Source organism: Arthrobacter zhaoxinii (assembly GCF_025244925.1).
GTDB classification, from domain to species: Bacteria; Actinomycetota; Actinomycetes; order Actinomycetales; family Micrococcaceae; genus Arthrobacter_B; species Arthrobacter_B zhaoxinii.
Genome location: NZ_CP104275.1, coordinates 2,959,528 through 2,977,235, shown reverse-complemented (window position 1 = coordinate 2,977,235; position 17,708 = coordinate 2,959,528). Strand labels below are relative to the sequence as shown.

The window sequence follows — 17,708 nt, the reverse complement described above, 5'->3', positions numbered from 1 at the left end:
CACGGCTGATGTTGACGGGGCTGACCTGCAGAGGGCCGTCAGCGCAGGCGCCGTGCCCGCAGCACCACATCCTCCTTGTGGTGCGCCCCGGCGCCGGCGGAAACGTGCCGCGGACGGGTCTCGTCCACCTCTATCCGCCAATCGTCATCGAGCAGTGCGGCCACATCGGCAAGGCCCACGTAGTCCCGGAGGTCAATTCCACGGGCCGCTGCTTCCTCCGCCGTGGGCGGCGGATGGTGTACCCATAGGAGAATCCCGCCGGGCGCGACGGCTCGGAGCAGCGCACGTTCCGCTTCGTTCCCGTCGGTCCGCAGGAGAACGGGGTACTGCGCCGAAACCAAGGCAAAGGACGCCGGCGAAAGATCAGCCTCGACCAAGCCGGCATGGACCCAGTTCACCTGGACCGAACGCAGTTTGGCCTGGCGGGCGGCCCGGGCGAGGGCGACTCCGGAGACGTCCAGTGCAGTGACGTCCCAGCCCTGTTGGGCCAGCCACAGGGCGTCGGCTCCCTCTCCGCAGCCGACGTCCAAGGCGCGTCCGGGCGGGAGGCCCCGGGTCTCGCTGACCAGGACGGCATTGGGCTGGCCGCTCCACAACCCGTCGCTGCCGGCGTAGCGGCGGTCCCACAGCTCCTCGACGGCTGCGGGATCCTGCGGCAGGGACTCGGGGGATTCTGAGCTCAACGCCGGGCTTTGGCTTCCGGGCGGAGGCGGATGAGCCGCTGCGGACCGTCGTCGTCAAGCTCCACGAGATCGCCGTGGGAGGAGAGGAAGTCGGTGAATGACCGGAAGCCCAGCGGCTTCTCGTTGAAGGCCGGATCCATCCGGCGCATCTGGTTCTTCACCGTGCCCGTGTTGAGCCACTCGTCGGCGTCGCCCTTGGCATGGCCGATCTGCAGCGCCCGCACGAGGAGTTCGGTCGCGACCACCCCCGGGTCGACGTCGTCGGCCGGTTCCGGCTCGTCGAACGCAGCCTGGCCGGTGTGCGAGAACATGGGAACGGTGGTGAGCCTGCGGGCCGGGGCCGGATCGGGCTGCGAATCCGTCGGTGCCGGCCGCTTCTCGGCCGACGAATCGGCCGCAGCCGGGGCAGCAGCGGCAGCCACGATGCCGGGCAGGGAGTCGTAGTCCTCGAATTCGTCGCAGGCGGCGGCGAGGGAGGTGCTGGTCGAGCCGGCAACGCCGATGCCGACCACAAAGCGGCCGAGGCGCTTGGACTTCTGTGCGAGGGCAATGTAGTCGCTGTCGCCGGCCACGATGATGACGTGGGTCAGGTCCGGCAGCCGGAAGAGGTCTTCGACCACGTCCACGGCGAGCCGGATGTCAGCGCCGTTCTTGGTGCCGCGCGTGGTGGTGGTGAACAGCTGGGTCAGGTCCACCGCACGGGACATCAGCTGGCGCTGGTAGCTCGCGTTGACGGGCACGGACCAGTCCGCGTAGGCGCGGTTGACCACCAGGGTGCCGAAGGACGCGGCAAAATCGATGATGGCGTTGAAATCCACCGTGGCAGCCGTGAGCTTGGCGGCAACCTCCGGGTCGGCCTCCCGGTTCGTCTTGTCGAAATTGCGGATGCCGTCGCGCTGGAACGCATTGCGGCCGTGCAACTGCTGGTAGCGCGAGATGACGATGTTGTCGAAGTCGATGTAGAGGCCGACACGGGCGTCGTTCGGTTCAGTCATTTTGTTCAGTTCCTCCGGTAAGCAAGGTCGAAAATCAGCCGGCCGGCCTCGTGGGCCTTGTTTTCGAAGCTGGTCAGTGTCCGGCCTTCAAACCTGGGCGCCCAGCCCCCGCGGGCATCGACGTCGTCGTCCGGGGCCTTGTTTTCGAGCCCCTCCCGGTGCACCCGGGTGAGCGGGCTGTCCTCACCGGCACGCTCGCCGTCGTGCAGGTTGCGGAACAGTGCGGACGCGTCCAGGACTTCGCGCATCTGCACGGCGTAGTCGGACCAATCGGTGGCCAGACGCCAGATGCCGCCGGGCACCAGCACCCGGGCCACCAGTTCGGCGAAGGAATCCTTGACCAGGCGGCGTTTGTGGTGGCGCGTCTTGTGCCAGGGGTCGGGGAAGAACACCCAGACCTCGTCCACGGAACCGGCGGGGAGCATGGTGCTCAGCACCTCCGGCGCGTTGGCCTGCACCACGCGGATATTCGTCAGGCCCTTCTGTCCGATCCGCTGCAGGGTCTGCGCCAGGCCGGGGAGATAGACCTCCACGGCCAGGAAGTCCTTGTCCGGGTTCTGCTCCGCGGCGTGCGCAACTGCTTCGCCGAGGCCCGAGCCGATTTCGACGACGAGGGGAGCGGTGCGGCCGAACTCGGCGGCGGCGTCGAACACGTAGTCGGGGGATACCGAGGTGTCGGCCTCATCGCGGGGCACGTCGATCACGAAGCGGTCCGAAAGCTCGTCCCACGCCTGCTGGCGGCGCCCCTGCAGACGTGAACCGCGGCGGACGAAGGACACCGGGGAGCGGAAATTCGGCTCTGAGCCGGTGTCTGTGCCGACGTCGGCGGACCGGCTCTCGGCGGCATCGGGCAGGGCTGGTTCAGTAGTCATTATTGTTAATGCTATCGGCTGCCGCGGGTCCGGATTTCACCGCAGCCCCCGCCCCCGATTAGGAAAGTTTCCGCATTACGGTAAACTGGAGGCAGATGTTGGTCCTGCCATTGTCCATCCCGGCTAATAACCGCGGGTGGAACAGTGTGTGTAAGCAGTCCAGCCTGCGTCGATGAACGCTTTCTTTTGTCCCGCTTCAGTGCGGTAGACACTGTCTGACTTTTCTTCGGCGAACCCTCGGCCCAAACGGCGTCGGGGGCCTCTTACCGAAAGTTGCCTGTCTTTAATGACCACTTTTGCTGCCCTTGGTGTGCCCAAGGCACTTGTTTCCTCCCTCGCCGCTGCCGGAATTGACGAGGCCTTCCCCATCCAGGTGGAAACCCTCCCGGACACCCTTAAGGGCCGCGACGTCCTGGGCCGCGGCCGCACCGGTTCCGGCAAGACGCTGGCGTTCTCCCTTCCCCTCGTTGCCCGTCTGGCCGAGAATGAAGCCGCTTACCGCCGCCGCCCGAACCGCCCGCTGGGCCTGGTCCTGGCGCCGACCCGCGAGCTGGCCACGCAGATCAACAACGTCATTGAGCCCCTGGCCAAGGAGCTTGGCCTGAACACCACCGTGATCTACGGCGGCGTGTCCCAGCAGCGTCAGGAAAAGGCACTCAAGGCCGGCGTCGACATCGTCATCGCCTGCCCCGGCCGCCTCGAAGACCTGATGAAGCAGAAGGTCATCAGCCTCGAGTCCGTCGAGATCACCGTGCTGGACGAGGCCGACCACATGGCAGACCTCGGCTTCCTGCCGGTTGTCCAGCGCCTGCTGGACCGCACTCCGGAAAAGGGCCAGCGGATGCTGTTCTCCGCCACCCTGGACAACGGCGTGGACAAGCTGGTCCGCCGTTACCTGTCGAACCCGCTGACGCACTCCGTGGATGAGCCGCAGGCAGCGGTGTCCACCATGGAGCACCACGTGCTGCTGGTCCAGGACCAGACGGCCAAGAAGCTGCTGGTCAAGGAACTGGCCGGTGGCCAGGGCCGCCGCATCATGTTCATGCGCACCAAGCACCACGCCCGCAAGATGGCCCAGTTCCTCACGGACAACGGCATCCCCACGGTGGACCTGCACGGCAACCTGTCCCAGAATGCCCGTGACCGCAACCTGGCGGAGTTCGCTTCCGGCGACGTCCGCGTCCTGGTAGCCACCGACGTCGCCGCCCGCGGCGTCCACGTGGATGACGTTGAACTCGTGGTCCACATTGATCCGCCCACGGAGCACAAGGCCTACCTGCACCGTTCAGGCCGTACGGCCCGCGCCGGCTCCAGCGGAACCGTGGTGACGCTGACCCTCCCGGAGCAGAAGAGCGAGGTGTCGAAGCTGATGAAGGCTGCCGGCGTCGACGTTTCCATCGAGAAGGTCAGCCACAATTCGCCGTCCATCGCCAAGCTTGTCGGCGAACGCGCGGCCGTTGTGGAACCGCACGTCCGCGCCGCGCAGCTTGCAGCCAAGTCCCCGCAGCAGGGCGGCGGCCGCTCCACCGGCGCCAATGCCCAGCGCAAGCGTGCAGCCCGCTCCACCGGTGCACCCCGCGCCGGCGGACGCGGCGGCACAGGCGGACGCGGCCGCGTGTCGGCGGAACGTCCCGACCGCATGGAACGCAGCGAACGCAACGAGCGCAATGACCGCGCCGTCGACGACGTGCGTACGCAGCGTCCGGCACGGTCCGCCGACGGCCGCCGCAACAGCGCCTCGGCTGCCACCGCATCCGGACGCAACCGCCGCCCGGCCACCGGCCAGCGCGCCGAGGGCGCCGGTGCAGGCCAGCGTTCAGGCGGTGCAGCCTCCGGCCGCCCGGCACGTGCAGCCGGTCCCCGCCGCGCCACCGCGCCGGCATCGAACGAACGCCGTTCCCGCTAAGCCTTAGCTCAGCGAAAAGAGGCACCGCATCCACTGTTGATGCGGTGCCTCTTTTTTGTGCTGTCAGTGGTGGCCCTATTCGGTGTAAAGACCCATGCCGCGCAGCACATTCCGCCGTGCTGCGTTGGAGATGAGGAACCGGCGGCCGGCCGTGACCTCCGGTTCGATGCGGACAAACGCGTTCTTGGCGCCGGCCTGCCAGGGGAACAATGCGAGATCCTCCGAGTCCATGATCTCCGCGTAGTCCTCCAGCAGGGTGGCGCCGCCCTTCAGCACCACGCTCCAGGCCGATGAAAGGCTGTCGTCGTAACCGTCGATTTCGAAGGCAACCGGGTTGCCGGAGAGGGCGCCGGACAGCTTGGTGCCCGCCGCGGTCCGGAACACCACCGTGCCGTGATCCACGGCAAAATTGACCGGAAATATCTCGGGGTGCCCGTCGACCACCACGGCCAGCCGGGCGAACCGGGCCTGCCGGACGTATGCCCAGCACTGGCTGGAGGTCAGGTGGTCTGCTGTGGTCTCATCGCTGATCGGCATGGCGCCAGTCTAGGGCAGGAGCAGGCGGGCGGGTATGCAGGCATCGAAGCCGTGGCTTATCAGTGCCCGGTGGAGAACAATGGAGCCATGAAAGCGATCCTGAACGTCATCTGGCTTTTGTTCGGCGGCATCTGGCTTGCCCTTGGGTACGCGCTGGCAGGGGTTCTCTGCTGCCTGCTGATCGTCACGATCCCGTTCGGCATCGCGTCCTTCCGCATCGCCAATTATGCGCTCTGGCCGTTCGGGCGGACGGTGGTGGACCGGGGCGGCTTCACCGGACCCCTCAGCCTGCTGGGAAACATCGTCTGGCTGCTGCTGGCCGGCATCTGGATCGCGGTCGGCCATATCCTCACGGCCATCCCCATGTTCGTGAGCATCGTCGGAATCCCGCTGGGCATTGCCAATCTGAAGATGCTGCCCATTTCGCTGATGCCGCTGGGCAAGGTCATTGTCCCGACGGACACCTGGCAGATCACCCCGTACGCCGGCAATGCCTACCGGCAGCCCGGCTACCAGGGGCGGGTGGCTCCGCAGCAGCAGTGGCCCTCCTGACCAGGGCCTGCACCGGCTAGCCCCGGGCACCTTCGAGGAAGGCCTTCATCAGCGGACCGCCTGAGGTGGAACCCCGCTCGCCCTGCTCCACGAACACGGCAACTGCCAGGTCACCCTGGATCGCCAGGACCCACGCGTGGGTTTCCGGCGGAGTCTGGCTGCCGAATTCAGCGGTCCCGGTCTTCGCCAGCACGGGGTCCCCCGGCACATCGAGCAGCATCTGCACTCCGCCCTCGGCGACGACGGCGCGCATCATCTCCTGCAGGGAGGCCGCTTCCTCCTTGGTGAGGTTGCCGGAGGAGGGCGTCTTCGCATCCGCGCCGGGCGTCGTCGTCGGCGCGGCTTCCGGACCTTCGGCGGCCTCCCGGACCAGCGTGGGCGATACGCGCTCGCCCTTGCTGATCGAGGCGCCGGCAACGGCCATGGCCAGCGGAGACACCAGGACCTCGCCCTGTCCGATCAGCGAGGCCGCGTGGGCGGTGCCTTCGGCCTCGGCCGGGACGGAACCCAGGAAGGCGTCCGTGCCGATGGCTGCCTCGACGCCGATGCCCAGGTCAGCGGCGGCTTCCGAGAGGCTTTGCTGCGAGACGGTGTCCCGGGCATTCAGGAAGGCCGTATTGCAGGAGTTCGCGAAGGCGGTGCGTAGCGGGATGCTGCCGGTGGCCGCGGCCGGGTAACCCGGCACGTTGGTGAACTTCCGGCCGTCAACGTTGAGTTCCGAAGGGCACTCAACCGTACTGCCCGGTGCGCTGCCGCTGCGGAGCATGGCCAGGGCGGTGGCCGTCTTGAAGGTGGAACCGGGCGGGTACTGGCCGAGGAGCGCGGTCTGCTGGCCCTCGCTGCCCGGGCCGTTGGCCACGGTCAGGATCTCGCCGGTGGAGGGCTGGATGGCCACGATGGCGGAGGCGGAGGGCTCCTGTTCCAGGACGTCCTCCGCCAGTAGCTGCAGCTTCGGATCCAGTGTTGTCTGCAGGGCTGTGCCGCCCTGCGGGTCGATGCTCGTCAGTGCGGTGCCGTTGGTTCCGGCAGCGTTTTCGACGGTGACGGTGACTCCGGGTGCGCCCTGCAACTGCGGATCGTACTGTTTCTGGAGTCCGGCGAGACCGGTCTGGTCACCGGGGGACAGCCGGCCTTCGGATTCCTCGATGAGCTCGGCCGTGGCCTCGCCCACCGTGCCGAGGAGGGCGCGGGCGAACCCGCGGGTGGGAGCCAGGATCCGCTGGGCGGGGAGGGCCAGTCCTCCGGGGATGGCGTCGACATCGGCGACGGTTGCCGGGCCCTCCGCCTCCTCGCGCTGGACAATCGCCTCGACAAAGGCTTCGGGTCCGGCTGCCTGGACCCGGGCAGTATATTCGGCGGGATCCAGCCCCGTCAGGCTGGCCATTGCCGCTGCCGAAGAGGCCAGCTGCTCCTCGGCGAGGTCCGGCTTGTTGATGCCGATGCGCAGCACCGGCTTCGAACTCATCAACGGCACTCCGTTGCGGTCCAGGATATCCGCGCGTTCGCCGGAGGTTGTGGTGCGGACCAGCCGGTCGCCGTCGACCAGGGAGCTGACCAGTACGGACGGCGCCCACTCGACGAGCCACTGATCGTCCTCGCCGCGGCGCAGCTGGGCAGTGCTCTCATAGGACCAGTCCGGCTGCGAATCACTGTTCACATCCCAGTCGTAGGCCAGACGGGCAGTGGCGGCGTCCTCGTCCTCGGAGTCCTCATCGATGCCGGCCACCGTGACGGAGGGACGGAGCGGCCCCATGTCTGCGAGCATCTCCGCCAACTCGGTGTTCACCTGGTCGGGTGAGCCCGCTGTGAAGGCCGATGCGGAAACGTCCAGCTGGCTCAGGCCCTTAGCGAGGGCGGCGGCAGCATCATCCGGAGCCGGTTTGTCGGGCGAGCAGGACACCAGGGTCAGCGCCAGGGCGGCCACGGCAAGGACGGAAACGGACGTACGGTTTTTCCCCATCCGCACAGGCTACCGCTTTGACGGCTTCGGACAGGTGGAATGCCCGTTCCGGCGGTGCGCAGGCCGTTGTGCGGCCCCGCTTGCCGACCCTGTGCACGGCCTGGTTTCCCTGCTACGGTTTGGGAAACGGCCAGGAAATGGCGCTTGACTACAACTCGCTTCCCCCGGCATCCTGCCGACGGCCGGAACGGTCGCCTTGACCGCTGGAGGACCGGATCGGTTGCCGGTTGTTCTACGGCAGGAGTGGGCAAATGTCCGATCTGGACATGATTCTTGAGAAAACGGTGCGGTCCTACGGCCGCCGGCAAATCCAGGCGGGCCACGCGCTGATGATTGTGCTGGCCCGGGATATTCCCTTTCCTATCGGAGACGTTTGGTCTGCCGTCGCGGACCCGGAGCGCCTTGGCCAATGGGTGGCGCTGCCGGAAGGGGATCTGCGGCGCGGCGGGAACTACAGCCTTCCGGATGGATCCCACGGCGCGATTCTGCGCTGCGACGGCCCCCGGCTCCTTACCGTGTCCTGGGCCCGGGAAGGATACACAACGGCCGAAGTGGAGTTCCATCTGACCGGGGAGGACGGATATACCCGGTTCGAGCTGCGCTACGCCTCGGTCCGGAAAGGGTTTGCCGTATCGGCCGCCCCGGGCGCCGGCCTCTGGACCGGCGGCGCCGGGTGGGAGTACTTCCTCGATGTCCTGGAGGAATACCTGGCGGGCAGCATCCCCGAAGAGCCGCCCGGCATCCGGTTCGAAATCGAGTCCGGCGGGGAGCTGGCACAGCTCTTCGAGGCGCGCAACGAACGGTGGCGCAGAACCGCCGACGACTTCGATCAGGAGCACACTCCCTAGGACGCCCGATCCCGCGGAGGCAACTTTACTTCAAAAGTTGAGCTGACTAGACTCAACTTTGTTTACTGAAGCATTCTTCGCTGAGGTCTTTGAGGAGTTCCCGTGGACACTAAATTCACGAACAAGAGCCAGGAAGCGCTTTCGGCTGCGGCCATGAACGCCAACACCGCGGGCAATCCGCAGATCGAACCGGCACACCTGCTGAAGGCGTTGATGGACCAGCGGCAGGGAGTCGCCGTCGCACTCCTCAAGGCAGCCGGCGTCAACGTGGATACCGTCAGTGCAGCGGCCAGCACTGCCATCCACCAGCTGCCCTCTTCCTCGGGTTCCTCGGTGGCGCAGCCGCAGTTTTCCCGTCCGCTGCTGCAGGTCATCAACGCGGCGCAGCAGGAAGCGGAGAAGCTGGGGGATGCCTTTGTGTCCACGGAGCACCTCCTGCTCGGGTTGTCCCTCGACAACGGGCCGGCAGGAAAAGCGCTCCGCGACAACAACGCCAGGCATGACGCCCTCAGCGCAGAGCTTCCATCAGTACGAGGAGACCGTAAAGTGACCAATGCTGATCCGGAGAACACCTTCCAGGCCCTGGAGAAATTCAGTACGGACCTGACGGAAATGGCCCGCTCGGGCAAGCTGGACCCGGTCATCGGCCGGGACGCTGAAATCCGCCGTGTCATCCAGGTGCTCAGCCGCCGTACCAAGAACAACCCCGTGCTGATCGGCGAGCCCGGCGTGGGCAAGACCGCCGTCGTCGAGGGACTCGCCCAGCGCATTGTTGCGGGGGATGTGCCGGAAAGCCTCAACGGCAAGACCCTGCTGTCCCTGGATCTCGGGTCCATGGTTGCCGGAGCCAAATATCGCGGTGAGTTTGAAGAGCGCTTCAAGGCAGTCCTGGAGGAAATCTCCAGCGCCGAAGGGCAGATTGTCACCTTCATCGATGAGCTGCACACCGTTGTGGGTGCCGGTGCCGCCGAAGGATCCATGGACGCCGGCAACATGCTCAAACCGATGCTGGCACGCGGGGAACTCCGGCTGATCGGCGCCACCACCCTGGACGAGTACCGCCAAAACATCGAGAAGGACGCCGCCCTGGAGCGGCGTTTCCAGCAGGTGTACGTGGGTGAACCCAGCGTCCCGGACACCATCGGCATCCTGCGCGGCCTGAAGGAGCGCTACGAGGCGCACCACAAGGTCGCCATTGCCGACTCGGCACTGGTAGCCGCCGCCACGCTGTCCAACCGCTACATCACCGGACGCCAGCTGCCGGACAAGGCAATTGACCTGGTCGACGAGGCCGCGTCCAGGCTGCGGATGGAGATCGATTCCGCCCCTGAAGAGATTGACGAGCTCCGGCGTGCCGTGGACCGGCTCACCATGGAGGAACTCGCACTGGCCAACGAATCGGACGAGGCTTCGATGGAGCGGCTGGCCGTGCTGCGCGAGGACATGGCCAATAAGAAGGAGCAGCTGGCGGCGCTTAACGCCCGGTGGGAGGCCGAGAAGGCAGGGCTCAACCGGGTTGGCGACATCAAGGCCCAGATTGACGAGCGGCGCAGCGAGGCGGAGAAATTCCAGCGCGACGGCGACCTCACCGAAGCCTCCCGCATCCTGTACGGCGAGATACCGGCCCTGCAGAAGGAACTGGAGGCCGCCCAGCAGGCCGAGGAGAGCAACTTCGGCGAAGAAGCCCGGGAACTGATGGTCTCCGAGGAAGTCACCGCGGACGACATTGCGGAAGTGGTCTCCGCCTGGACGGGCATCCCCTCCGGACGCATGCTGCAGGGCGAATCCCAGAAACTGCTGGACATGGAGGAAGCCATCGGCTCCCGGCTGATCGGGCAGAGCAAGGCCGTGGCCGCGGTCTCCGACGCCGTCCGCCGCTCACGGGCCGGTGTCAGCGATCCGGACCGCCCCACCGGTTCCTTCCTGTTCCTGGGGCCCACCGGCGTCGGCAAGACCGAGCTCGCGAAGGCCCTGGCGGACTTCCTCTTCGACGACGAGCGTGCCATGGTCCGCATCGATATGAGCGAGTATTCCGAGAAGCACGCGGTCTCCCGTCTGGTCGGTGCTCCTCCCGGATATGTGGGATATGAAGAGGGCGGCCAGCTGACCGAAGCGGTACGCCGCCGCCCCTACTCGGTGATCCTGCTCGATGAAGTGGAAAAGGCGCACCCGGATGTCTTCGACATCCTGCTTCAGGTGCTCGACGACGGCCGGCTGACCGACGGCCAGGGCAGGACAGTGGATTTCCGCAACGTCATCCTGATCCTGACGTCCAACCTTGGTTCCCAGTTCCTGGTGGACCCGGGACTCACCGAGGAGCAGAAGCGCGAATCGGTGATGTCCATGGTCAACGCGAACTTCAAGCCGGAGTTCCTCAACCGGCTCGACGACGTGATCCTGTTTGATCCGCTGAGCCTGGAGGACCTGACCCGGATCGTGGACATTCAGGTGCGTGCCCTGGCGAGCCGGCTGCATGAGCGCCGGCTGGTGCTGGACGTGACCGACGCGGCGCGGGAATGGCTGGGACTGACCGGCTATGATCCGGCCTACGGTGCGCGGCCGCTGCGCCGCCTGGTGCAGCGGGAGATCGGCGACCAGCTGGCCCGCGGCATCCTGGCCGGGAAGATCAGCGACGGCGACACCGTACTGGTGGACCGGACCGCAGACGGTCTGGACGGCGACGGGCTGGTGGCCGAGCCCGGCCTGACAGTGGCAGCGGTCGCCTAGGCCCGGACGTCAAAAGGCGCGCGGCGGATGATGTCCGCCGCGCGCCTTTGTATGGTCGACTGCGCTTACTCCTGTACCAGCGACTCAGTGAGCTCCTGGTCCTCGGGGGCGAAGACAAAGCAGTCGACCCGGCGGTCCCCGGTGGCCCACGTCTGCTCCGTCGGAAGGGACTTGGTGAGTGTCAGGTCCGGGAGGTCGGCGGCGGCGTCGGTGTAGTCCACCGCGGCGCAGACCTCATTGACCTGCTCTTCCAGGGCCTCCGTGCCGGGGAAGTCCGCGTCCTCGGGCAGGCTTTCGGTGGCGACCAGCTGTGCATTGTGCGGTGTGTCGCAGGTGACGACCGTAGCGCTGGAGTTCACGTCATCCCAGTCCTGCAGGCACGCTCCGGATTCCAGCTCCAACGGGCTGACGTCCTCCGAAATGACGCCTTCTTCCTTGCCGTTGAAGACAAACACGAAAAGCAGAATGGCGATGACGGCGGCCAGTACAACGCCGCCGAGCACCAGCAGGAGCCGGGTGTTGCGCCCGCTTTTGCGGCCGGCGGCTGCAGGGTCTGCTGCTGTAGCGCCGGGCGCGGCGTCCCTGCGGTCGCTGCGGGGACCGGCGGCGGCGTTGTCCGCGGCTGTGCCGGGAGAGGAGGCTGCTGATGCTCCGGCTGCACGCCGGCTTTCCGCCAGCCGGCGGGACCGGCGCGTTTCGCCGCTGGGCGCGGCGGCCGTGGCGGCCTCCGGCTCCCGGGGAATGTCGGTGTCGGCAGGGGGCGGGGCAGGGACATCCGTCATGGGAGCTGCCGCGTCGATGCCATGCAGGGGGTGCGGTTCTGGGTCCTGAGTGGGCTGTTCCTTCTCAGCATCGGGGGCCGGTGCCGGGGTCGGGTCCTTGTCCGGGCCGGCGTCCGCGGGCTCCCGGGACTCTGCCAGGGCTTCCGGAGCGTGCGGCTGCCCGCCGTCCTGAGTCACCCGGATTTCGGCGCCGGCAGGCGCGGGTTCGAGTCCGGAAAGGCGTCCGGCTTCGGCTGCGTCGGCCTCCGCCGCAGCGGTTTCCGAGGCGATCTGGTCGAGCGCAGCCGCTTCCACGGCTTCGTCGCTCAGTGCCGGCTCGGCCAGGGTCGGCTCCTCCAGTTTGAGGTCCTCGGGGGCGACCACCGCCGGCTCGGCGGGCAGATCGGAGGCTGCGGCCGGGTCCCCGCCCGGGACGGCTCCGGGGCTTGTATCCACAGCGGAGTCCGCATCGCCGGCCGCGGGGGTGGCGTCACCGCCCGCAACGCCGTCGAAGCTGCGTTCCCAGACCCCCGTGTCGTGGCTTCCGTCCGCGGAGAGCCATGCGGGGGAGTCCGAATGGGCGCTCAGATCGGGGAAGGCACCCGGCGTACCTTCCTTCTCCGGTGGCGGAGAAGCCGCTCCCGGTGTATTTTTCTGATCGCTCATGGTGAACGTTTGTCCTCCCTGTAGGCGGTGCCGTGAAGCACTCCAAGACTGTCTCTACCCCTGACTTTAGCCAATATCGAGGCGCGGGAGTGGCGAACGCCATGCCGGAGGTGCTGCACATCTGTGCCTGCCGCCGGTCCTGCTGCGGTGGAGGGGGCACAAGGCAGCGGGAAAACATGTAACCTGTACTTACGACAAATTGACCAAATATTCCGGGGGCCTCGTTCATCTGCCCGAACGACTAACCACCGGATCGACGCAAAAAGGGGGTCACGCCATGGGGCGCGGCCGTCAAAAGGCAAAGGCAACCAAGCAGGCCCGGGAAATGAAGTACTTCACCCCGGCCACGGACTACTCGGCGCTCCAGCGTGAGCTTTCAGGACCGACGAGTCGTCCATCCAGTCGATATCCCGAGGAGCCGGCTGAGCCCGACTACTCGGCGTACGAAGATAAGTACGCGGATCAATTTGGCGACGATGACGATGATGAGGGCAACCGCCGCGCAGGGTAGCGGTACGTTCCTCAAAGACGTTGGCCAATTGCCATCCTTTCAGCGGATCACCTTAGGGTGGATCCGCTGAACGGCGTTAAGGCAGGTTTCTTCCACGCCAAAGGCCCCGGACCGGGTACCCGTCCGGGGCCTTTTACTGTGGAAGGGCAGCGGGATTATGCGTAAGCCCCGACGAGCCGCACTGCGCCGCCGTCAACGCCCTTGGCACCCTGCACAAAATCGGAGTCGCTGCCGGCAGGCGTTTCGGCCTCGCCGACGCCGCCCATGACCCAGGCAGGGACGCCGCGGGCAGCGAGGCGTTCCAGGGCGGCATCGGCGCTCCCGGCATCAACAATCGCCACCATCCCGACACCGAGGTTCAGGGTGCGTTCCAGATCCGGCTGCGGCACATTGCCCAGTTCGGCGATCAGCTTGAACACGGGAGGGAGCTCCCAGGTGGAGCGGTCCACGGTGGCCTGCAGCCCCTTGGGCAGCACCCGTGCCAGGTTCGCAGCCAGGCCGCCGCCGGTCACATGGCTGAAGCCGTGCACCCCGGCCGCCTCGTGGCGGGCAAGGTCCAGGCAGTCCGCGGCGTACACGCGGGTGGGTTCGAGCAGTTCCTCACCCAGGGTGCGCCCCAGCTCGGACACCTGCCGCTCGAGCTGCCAGCCGGCATGGTTGATCACGCGGCGGACCAGGGAGTAGCCGTTGGAGTGGATACCGGAGGATGCCATGCCGATCACAACGTCGCCGCTGCGGACGCGGTCCGGGCCGAGGAGGCGGTCTGCCTCCACCACGCCGGTGGCGGCACCGGCGACGTCGTACTCGTGCTCACCCAGCAGGCCGGGGTGTTCCGCCGTTTCCCCGCCCACCAGTGCCGTGCCGGCTATCTCGCAGGCCGCCGCGATGCCGCGCACGATGTCGGCGATGCGTTCGGGCACCACCTTGCCGCAGGCAATGTAGTCGGTCATGAACAGCGGCTCGGCGCCCACCACCACAATGTCATCGACCACCATGCCCACCAGGTCGAATCCGATGGTGTCGTGGATGTCCATGGCCTGTGCGATGGCTACCTTGGTGCCGACGCCGTCCGTGGAGGTCGCCAGCAGCGGTTTGCGGTACGCGAGCAGCCGGGAGGCGTCGTAAAGCCCGGCAAAACCGCCCACGCCGCCCAGCACCGATGAATTGTGGGTGGCCTTCACCGCTGCCTTCATCAGCTCAACGGCTTTGTCGCCGGCTTCGACATCCACCCCGGCCGAGGCGTAGGTAATGGAGGTGGCGGGGGCGGCGTTCATACGGCCTCTTTCTTTTCGGCGGCGTTGAGCAGGTTTTCGTATTCGCTGTCCGGGCCCGGATCGCAGCCGTTGGCTCCGGCGTCCTCCGCGGGATTGGCCGGCTCCAGCAGGTTCTTCCCCAGCCGGTCCGCGGTCGGCAGCTCGATCGGATAGACACCGGTGAAGCATGCGGTGCACAGCCGCTCCCGGGGCTGCCGGGTGGCGTCGATCATTCCGTCTTCGGAGATGTACGCCAGGCTGTCCGCGCCGATGGATGCCCGGATTTCCTCCACCGCGGCGCCGTTGGCGATCAGCTCTGCACGTGAGGCAAAGTCGATGCCGTAGAAGCACGGCCATTTGACCGGGGGAGAGGAGATCTTGACGTGCACCTCGACGGCGCCGGCCTCGTGCAGCATCCGGACAATGGCCCGCTGGGTATTGCCGCGCACAATCGAGTCATCCACCACCACCACCCGCTTGCCGCGAATCACGGATTCAAGGGCGTTCAGCTTCAGTTTGATGCCGAGCTGGCGGAGGGTCTGGCTGGGCTGGATGAAGGTTCGTCCCACATAGGAGTTCTTGACGAACCCGTGGGCGAAGGGAATCCCGGATTCCTCGGCATAACCCACCGCAGCCGGGGTACCGGATTCCGGGACGGGAATGACAATGTCCGCTTCGACGGCGTGTTCCCGGGCCAGCTGGCGGCCCATCTCGACGCGGGATTCGTACACGGACCGGCCGGCGATGGTTGCATCGGGGCGGGCGAGGTACACGTACTCGAACACGCAGCCCGCCGGCGTCGGCTCGCCGAAGGTGCGGCTGCGGACCCCTGATTCGTCAATGGCGATGAATTCGCCCGGCTTGATCTCGCGGATGAAACTGGCACCGACCGTGGCGAGGGCGGACCCTTCGGAAGCAACCACCCAGCCCCGTTCCAGGCGTCCGAGCACCAGCGGGCGGACGCCGTAGGTGTCCCGCGCGGCGTAGAGGGTGCCCTCGTCCATAAACACAAAGGAAAACGCGCCGCGCAGCTTGGGCAGCAATTCCATGGCCGTGTCCTCCAGCGACCGTTCGTCGCTGCCGTTGAGCAGCGCCGTCACCAGCGCGGTATCGGAGGTGTTGCCCTGGGCAATTTCGCCGGCGCGGGGACGGCCCTCGCGTTCGAGGATCAGTTCATACAGTTCGGCGGAATTGGTCAGGTTGCCGTTGTGGGCCAGGGCCACGGTACCGCTGGCGGTGGCCCCGAGGGTGGGCTGGGCATTGGCCCAGTGCGACGCGCCCGTGGTCGAATACCGGCAGTGCCCGACGGCGATGTGCCCCAGAAGGGTGTTGAGCGTGGTCTCATCGAAAACCTGGGACACCAGCCCCATGTCCTTGTACACACTGATGCGCCGGCCGTCGCTGGCGGCGATGCCGGCGGATTCCTGTCCGCGGTGCTGTAAAGCGTAAAGCCCGTAATAGGTAAGCTTCGCTACCTCTTCGCCGGGAGCCCAGACTCCGAAGACTCCGCAGGCGTCCTGCGGGCCTTTCTCGCCGGGCATCAGATCATGGGAAAGCTGTCCGTCTCCGCGTGCCATGTGTGCATTCTCTCACGTGCCCGCGCCGGAAAGGGATCTGTGCGCAACCGTTACGACGAAGGCTGTTCCCGGCTCTCCGGGTCTGCGGGGTCAACGCTTTCCACCATGGACCGGCGGGCCTTGCGGACGCTGATCCAATCCAGGGCGAGGGCCGTCAGGGCTCCCAACAGCAGACCCGGCAGCGCGAACATCATGGTGAAGAAACCAAGGGTGGCCTCGCGGGTGAAGCTGGGGTTCTCGGCGCCGCCGTAGGCGACAAAGAGGGCAGCAATGAACCCGGCGACCACGCCCAGTGCCAGGAAGGGGACGAAGCGGGGGGCGCGGCGGACCGTAATCTCGCGGCGTTCAGGGCTGTGCTGCTCGGAAACCATGCTTCGATTCTACCGGTCGGGCGGTCTCCGGCGGTGCGGGTGGAGAATCCGGAGGGCTGGCTGAGAACCTGGCCCGGATCCCTAGGAACCGGTACGGAAGAGCGGCAGGACGTCCGACAGGTCGGCGCGCAGTCCCGAGGCTGCCACTTTCCCGGCGGCGACGGCGTCGGCCCAGGACTGCCGGCCCGTGACCAGCGCCAGCCAGGTGGCGCCGTCGGTCTCGATGACATTCGGGGGAGTGCCGCGCGTGTGCCGCGGCCCGGCCACGCACTGGGTGACCCCGAACGGCGGAACCCGGACCTCCACGCTGTTGCCGGGGGCGCGTTCGGCGAGTTCCTCCAACGCGTAGCGCACCGCCATGGCGGTGGTGCCGCGGTCCGCTGCTCCGGCTGCTGCTGCCTGCAGGGCTGCCCGGCCGTCCTCGCCGGTGATCCGGCGCCGTGCCACGGTCCTAGCCGAGCAGCGCCGTGACCGGCGCGCCCAGCCGCAGGCTTCCCACCGGCTGGCCGCCGCCGAGCACCGGCTGCATGATCTTGTCCAGCACCTTTTCCACCGCCAGCGGATCGACGGCGCCGCTGGCTGCCAGCAGGGTCAGTCCCACCAGGGAAGCGGCACGGGTGTTTCCGTCGAGCATCTTCAGGGCCACCGACACGCCCGTGTCGGTGCCGAGGACCAGGACGCCTTCGGCGCCGTTCTTGGCGATGATTCCGAGGTCTTCCATAACGATCGAGTTCTCACGGCCGTGGCCGTGGACGGCCCACGGGTAATCCAGCATGGCAGTGGCAACGGTTGCCGCGCGGGCATTGCCGTGCTTGCCGGACGGTGCCTTGGCCAGCCGGCCGATGCCCCGGGCCAGGCCGGTCAGCGAGACCGCGGCCAGCGGCGCGCCGCAGCCGTCCACTGCCCAGTGCTGCACGGTCTCACCGGTGAACTCTTCGATGACCTCGGCGATGCGGCGCTGCAGCGGATGCTGGGGATCCAGGTAGGTGGCGTGGTCCCAGTTGTTCTCGGTGCAGGCCCAGAGGAAGGCGGCGTGCTTGCCGGAGCAGTTGAACGCAATCCGCTGCGGGCCCTTGCCCTCGCGGATCAGTTCGTTGCGTGCCTCGGTATCCTGCGGCCAGTCTTCGGGGCACTGCAGGTGACCCTCGGTGACGCCGGCGGCGGCAAGCATGCCGCGGACGACATCGGTGTGTTCACGGGAGCCGACGTGGCTCGCGGCGGCAAGTGCCACCTGCGGCCCGCGAAGCGGCACCCCGGACTGCATGGCTGCAATGGCCTGGAAGGGCTTGAGGGTGGAGCGCGGGAAAACGGGTGTGGTGATGTCACCGAGTTCCGTGACCACGGTGCCGTCGCCGGCCATCACGACGGCGGAGCCGATGTGGCGGGATTCAATAAAACCGTTGCGCTCGAGCACGGCCAGTTCAACGGCGTCGGACGCGGTAAAAGTTGCGTTCATGTTCTTCAGTCTAAGGGGGAGCGGGGGGCGAAC

Annotated in this window: 16 protein-coding genes; 5 read left to right on the top strand and 11 right to left on the bottom strand. The window is 67.1% G+C overall.

Going from position 1 to position 17,708, the window contains the following annotated elements; translation table 11 throughout:
- Nucleotides 1–38: 38 nt before the first annotated feature.
- From N2K95_RS13860 to trmB, 3 genes are read right to left on the bottom strand one after another with little or no spacing between them, the layout of a single operon-like run.
- Nucleotides 39–683 (bottom strand): class I SAM-dependent methyltransferase, encoded by a 645-nt coding sequence (locus N2K95_RS13860; RefSeq protein WP_260652005.1) that lies wholly within the window; start codon nt 681–683, stop codon nt 39–41.
- Entirely contained in the window at nt 680–1,678 is a 999-nt protein-coding gene (locus N2K95_RS13855) for an NYN domain-containing protein (RefSeq protein WP_260652004.1), read from the bottom strand. The genes N2K95_RS13860 and N2K95_RS13855 overlap by 4 nt, the downstream gene beginning before the upstream one ends.
- Nucleotides 1,679–1,683: 5 nt before the next feature.
- Nucleotides 1,684–2,550, bottom strand: coding sequence for a tRNA (guanosine(46)-N7)-methyltransferase TrmB (gene trmB, locus N2K95_RS13850; RefSeq protein ID WP_260652003.1), 867 nt, complete (start codon nt 2,548–2,550; stop codon nt 1,684–1,686).
- A gap of 286 nt (nt 2,551–2,836) precedes the next feature.
- Between trmB and N2K95_RS13845 the strand changes: the two genes are divergently transcribed.
- Nucleotides 2,837–4,456: a DEAD/DEAH box helicase gene (locus N2K95_RS13845; RefSeq protein ID WP_255790823.1), complete on the top strand. Its 1,620-nt coding sequence runs from the start codon at nt 2,837–2,839 to the stop codon at nt 4,454–4,456.
- Nucleotides 4,457–4,531: 75 nt separating this feature from the next.
- On the opposite strand, the gene N2K95_RS13840 is transcribed toward N2K95_RS13845, so the two are convergent.
- Nucleotides 4,532–4,993, bottom strand: coding sequence for a pyridoxamine 5'-phosphate oxidase family protein (locus N2K95_RS13840; RefSeq protein ID WP_260652002.1), 462 nt, complete (start codon nt 4,991–4,993; stop codon nt 4,532–4,534).
- A gap of 87 nt (nt 4,994–5,080) precedes the next feature.
- On the opposite strand from N2K95_RS13840, the gene N2K95_RS13835 reads away from it, so the two are divergent.
- Nucleotides 5,081–5,545 (top strand): YccF domain-containing protein, encoded by a 465-nt coding sequence (locus N2K95_RS13835; protein WP_260652001.1) that lies wholly within the window; start codon nt 5,081–5,083, stop codon nt 5,543–5,545.
- Nucleotides 5,546–5,561: 16 nt separating this feature from the next.
- On the opposite strand, the gene N2K95_RS13830 is transcribed toward N2K95_RS13835, so the two are convergent.
- Nucleotides 5,562–7,505, bottom strand: a complete 1,944-nt coding sequence (locus tag N2K95_RS13830; protein ID WP_260652000.1) for a penicillin-binding transpeptidase domain-containing protein — start codon at nt 7,503–7,505, stop codon at nt 5,562–5,564.
- 251 nt (nt 7,506–7,756) lie between these two features.
- Between N2K95_RS13830 and N2K95_RS13825 the strand changes: the two genes are divergently transcribed.
- Together N2K95_RS13825 and clpB are read left to right on the top strand one after the other, a co-directional pair.
- Nucleotides 7,757–8,353, top strand: coding sequence for an SRPBCC domain-containing protein (locus tag N2K95_RS13825; RefSeq protein WP_260651999.1), 597 nt, complete (start codon nt 7,757–7,759; stop codon nt 8,351–8,353).
- Between the two features lie 102 nt (nt 8,354–8,455).
- Nucleotides 8,456–11,080, top strand: coding sequence for an ATP-dependent chaperone ClpB (gene clpB, locus N2K95_RS13820; RefSeq protein WP_260651998.1), 2,625 nt, complete (start codon nt 8,456–8,458; stop codon nt 11,078–11,080).
- Between the two features lie 65 nt (nt 11,081–11,145).
- Here clpB and N2K95_RS13815 read toward each other — a convergent pair whose 3' ends face one another.
- A complete protein-coding gene (locus N2K95_RS13815) occupies nt 11,146–12,507 on the bottom strand; it encodes a septum formation family protein (RefSeq protein WP_260651997.1) in 1,362 nt (453 codons plus the stop codon).
- Nucleotides 12,508–12,784: 277 nt separating this feature from the next.
- Between N2K95_RS13815 and N2K95_RS13810 the strand changes: the two genes are divergently transcribed.
- Nucleotides 12,785–13,018, top strand: coding sequence for a DUF3073 domain-containing protein (locus N2K95_RS13810; RefSeq protein WP_227912583.1), 234 nt, complete (start codon nt 12,785–12,787; stop codon nt 13,016–13,018).
- Between the two features lie 155 nt (nt 13,019–13,173).
- Here the strand turns inward: N2K95_RS13810 and purM are convergent, their stop codons facing one another.
- The 5 genes from purM to N2K95_RS13785 all read right to left on the bottom strand — a co-directional run bounded on the left by purM (nt 13,174) and on the right by N2K95_RS13785 (nt 17,675).
- Nucleotides 13,174–14,292 (bottom strand): phosphoribosylformylglycinamidine cyclo-ligase, encoded by a 1,119-nt coding sequence (gene purM, locus N2K95_RS13805; protein ID WP_260651996.1) that lies wholly within the window; start codon nt 14,290–14,292, stop codon nt 13,174–13,176.
- Complete coding sequence (purF, locus tag N2K95_RS13800; protein ID WP_260651995.1) at nt 14,289–15,848, bottom strand: amidophosphoribosyltransferase; 1,560 nt, start codon at nt 15,846–15,848, stop codon at nt 14,289–14,291. The genes purM and purF overlap by 4 nt, the downstream gene beginning before the upstream one ends.
- 50 nt (nt 15,849–15,898) lie before the next feature.
- Nucleotides 15,899–16,219, bottom strand: a complete 321-nt coding sequence (locus N2K95_RS13795; RefSeq protein ID WP_260651994.1) for a hypothetical protein — start codon at nt 16,217–16,219, stop codon at nt 15,899–15,901.
- Nucleotides 16,220–16,300: 81 nt separating this feature from the next.
- Nucleotides 16,301–16,666 (bottom strand): sterol carrier family protein, encoded by a 366-nt coding sequence (locus tag N2K95_RS13790; protein WP_260651993.1) that lies wholly within the window; start codon nt 16,664–16,666, stop codon nt 16,301–16,303.
- A 4-nt stretch (nt 16,667–16,670) separates the two neighbouring features.
- Nucleotides 16,671–17,675: an asparaginase gene (locus N2K95_RS13785; protein ID WP_255790812.1), complete on the bottom strand. Its 1,005-nt coding sequence runs from the start codon at nt 17,673–17,675 to the stop codon at nt 16,671–16,673.
- Nucleotides 17,676–17,708 lie beyond the last annotated feature (33 nt).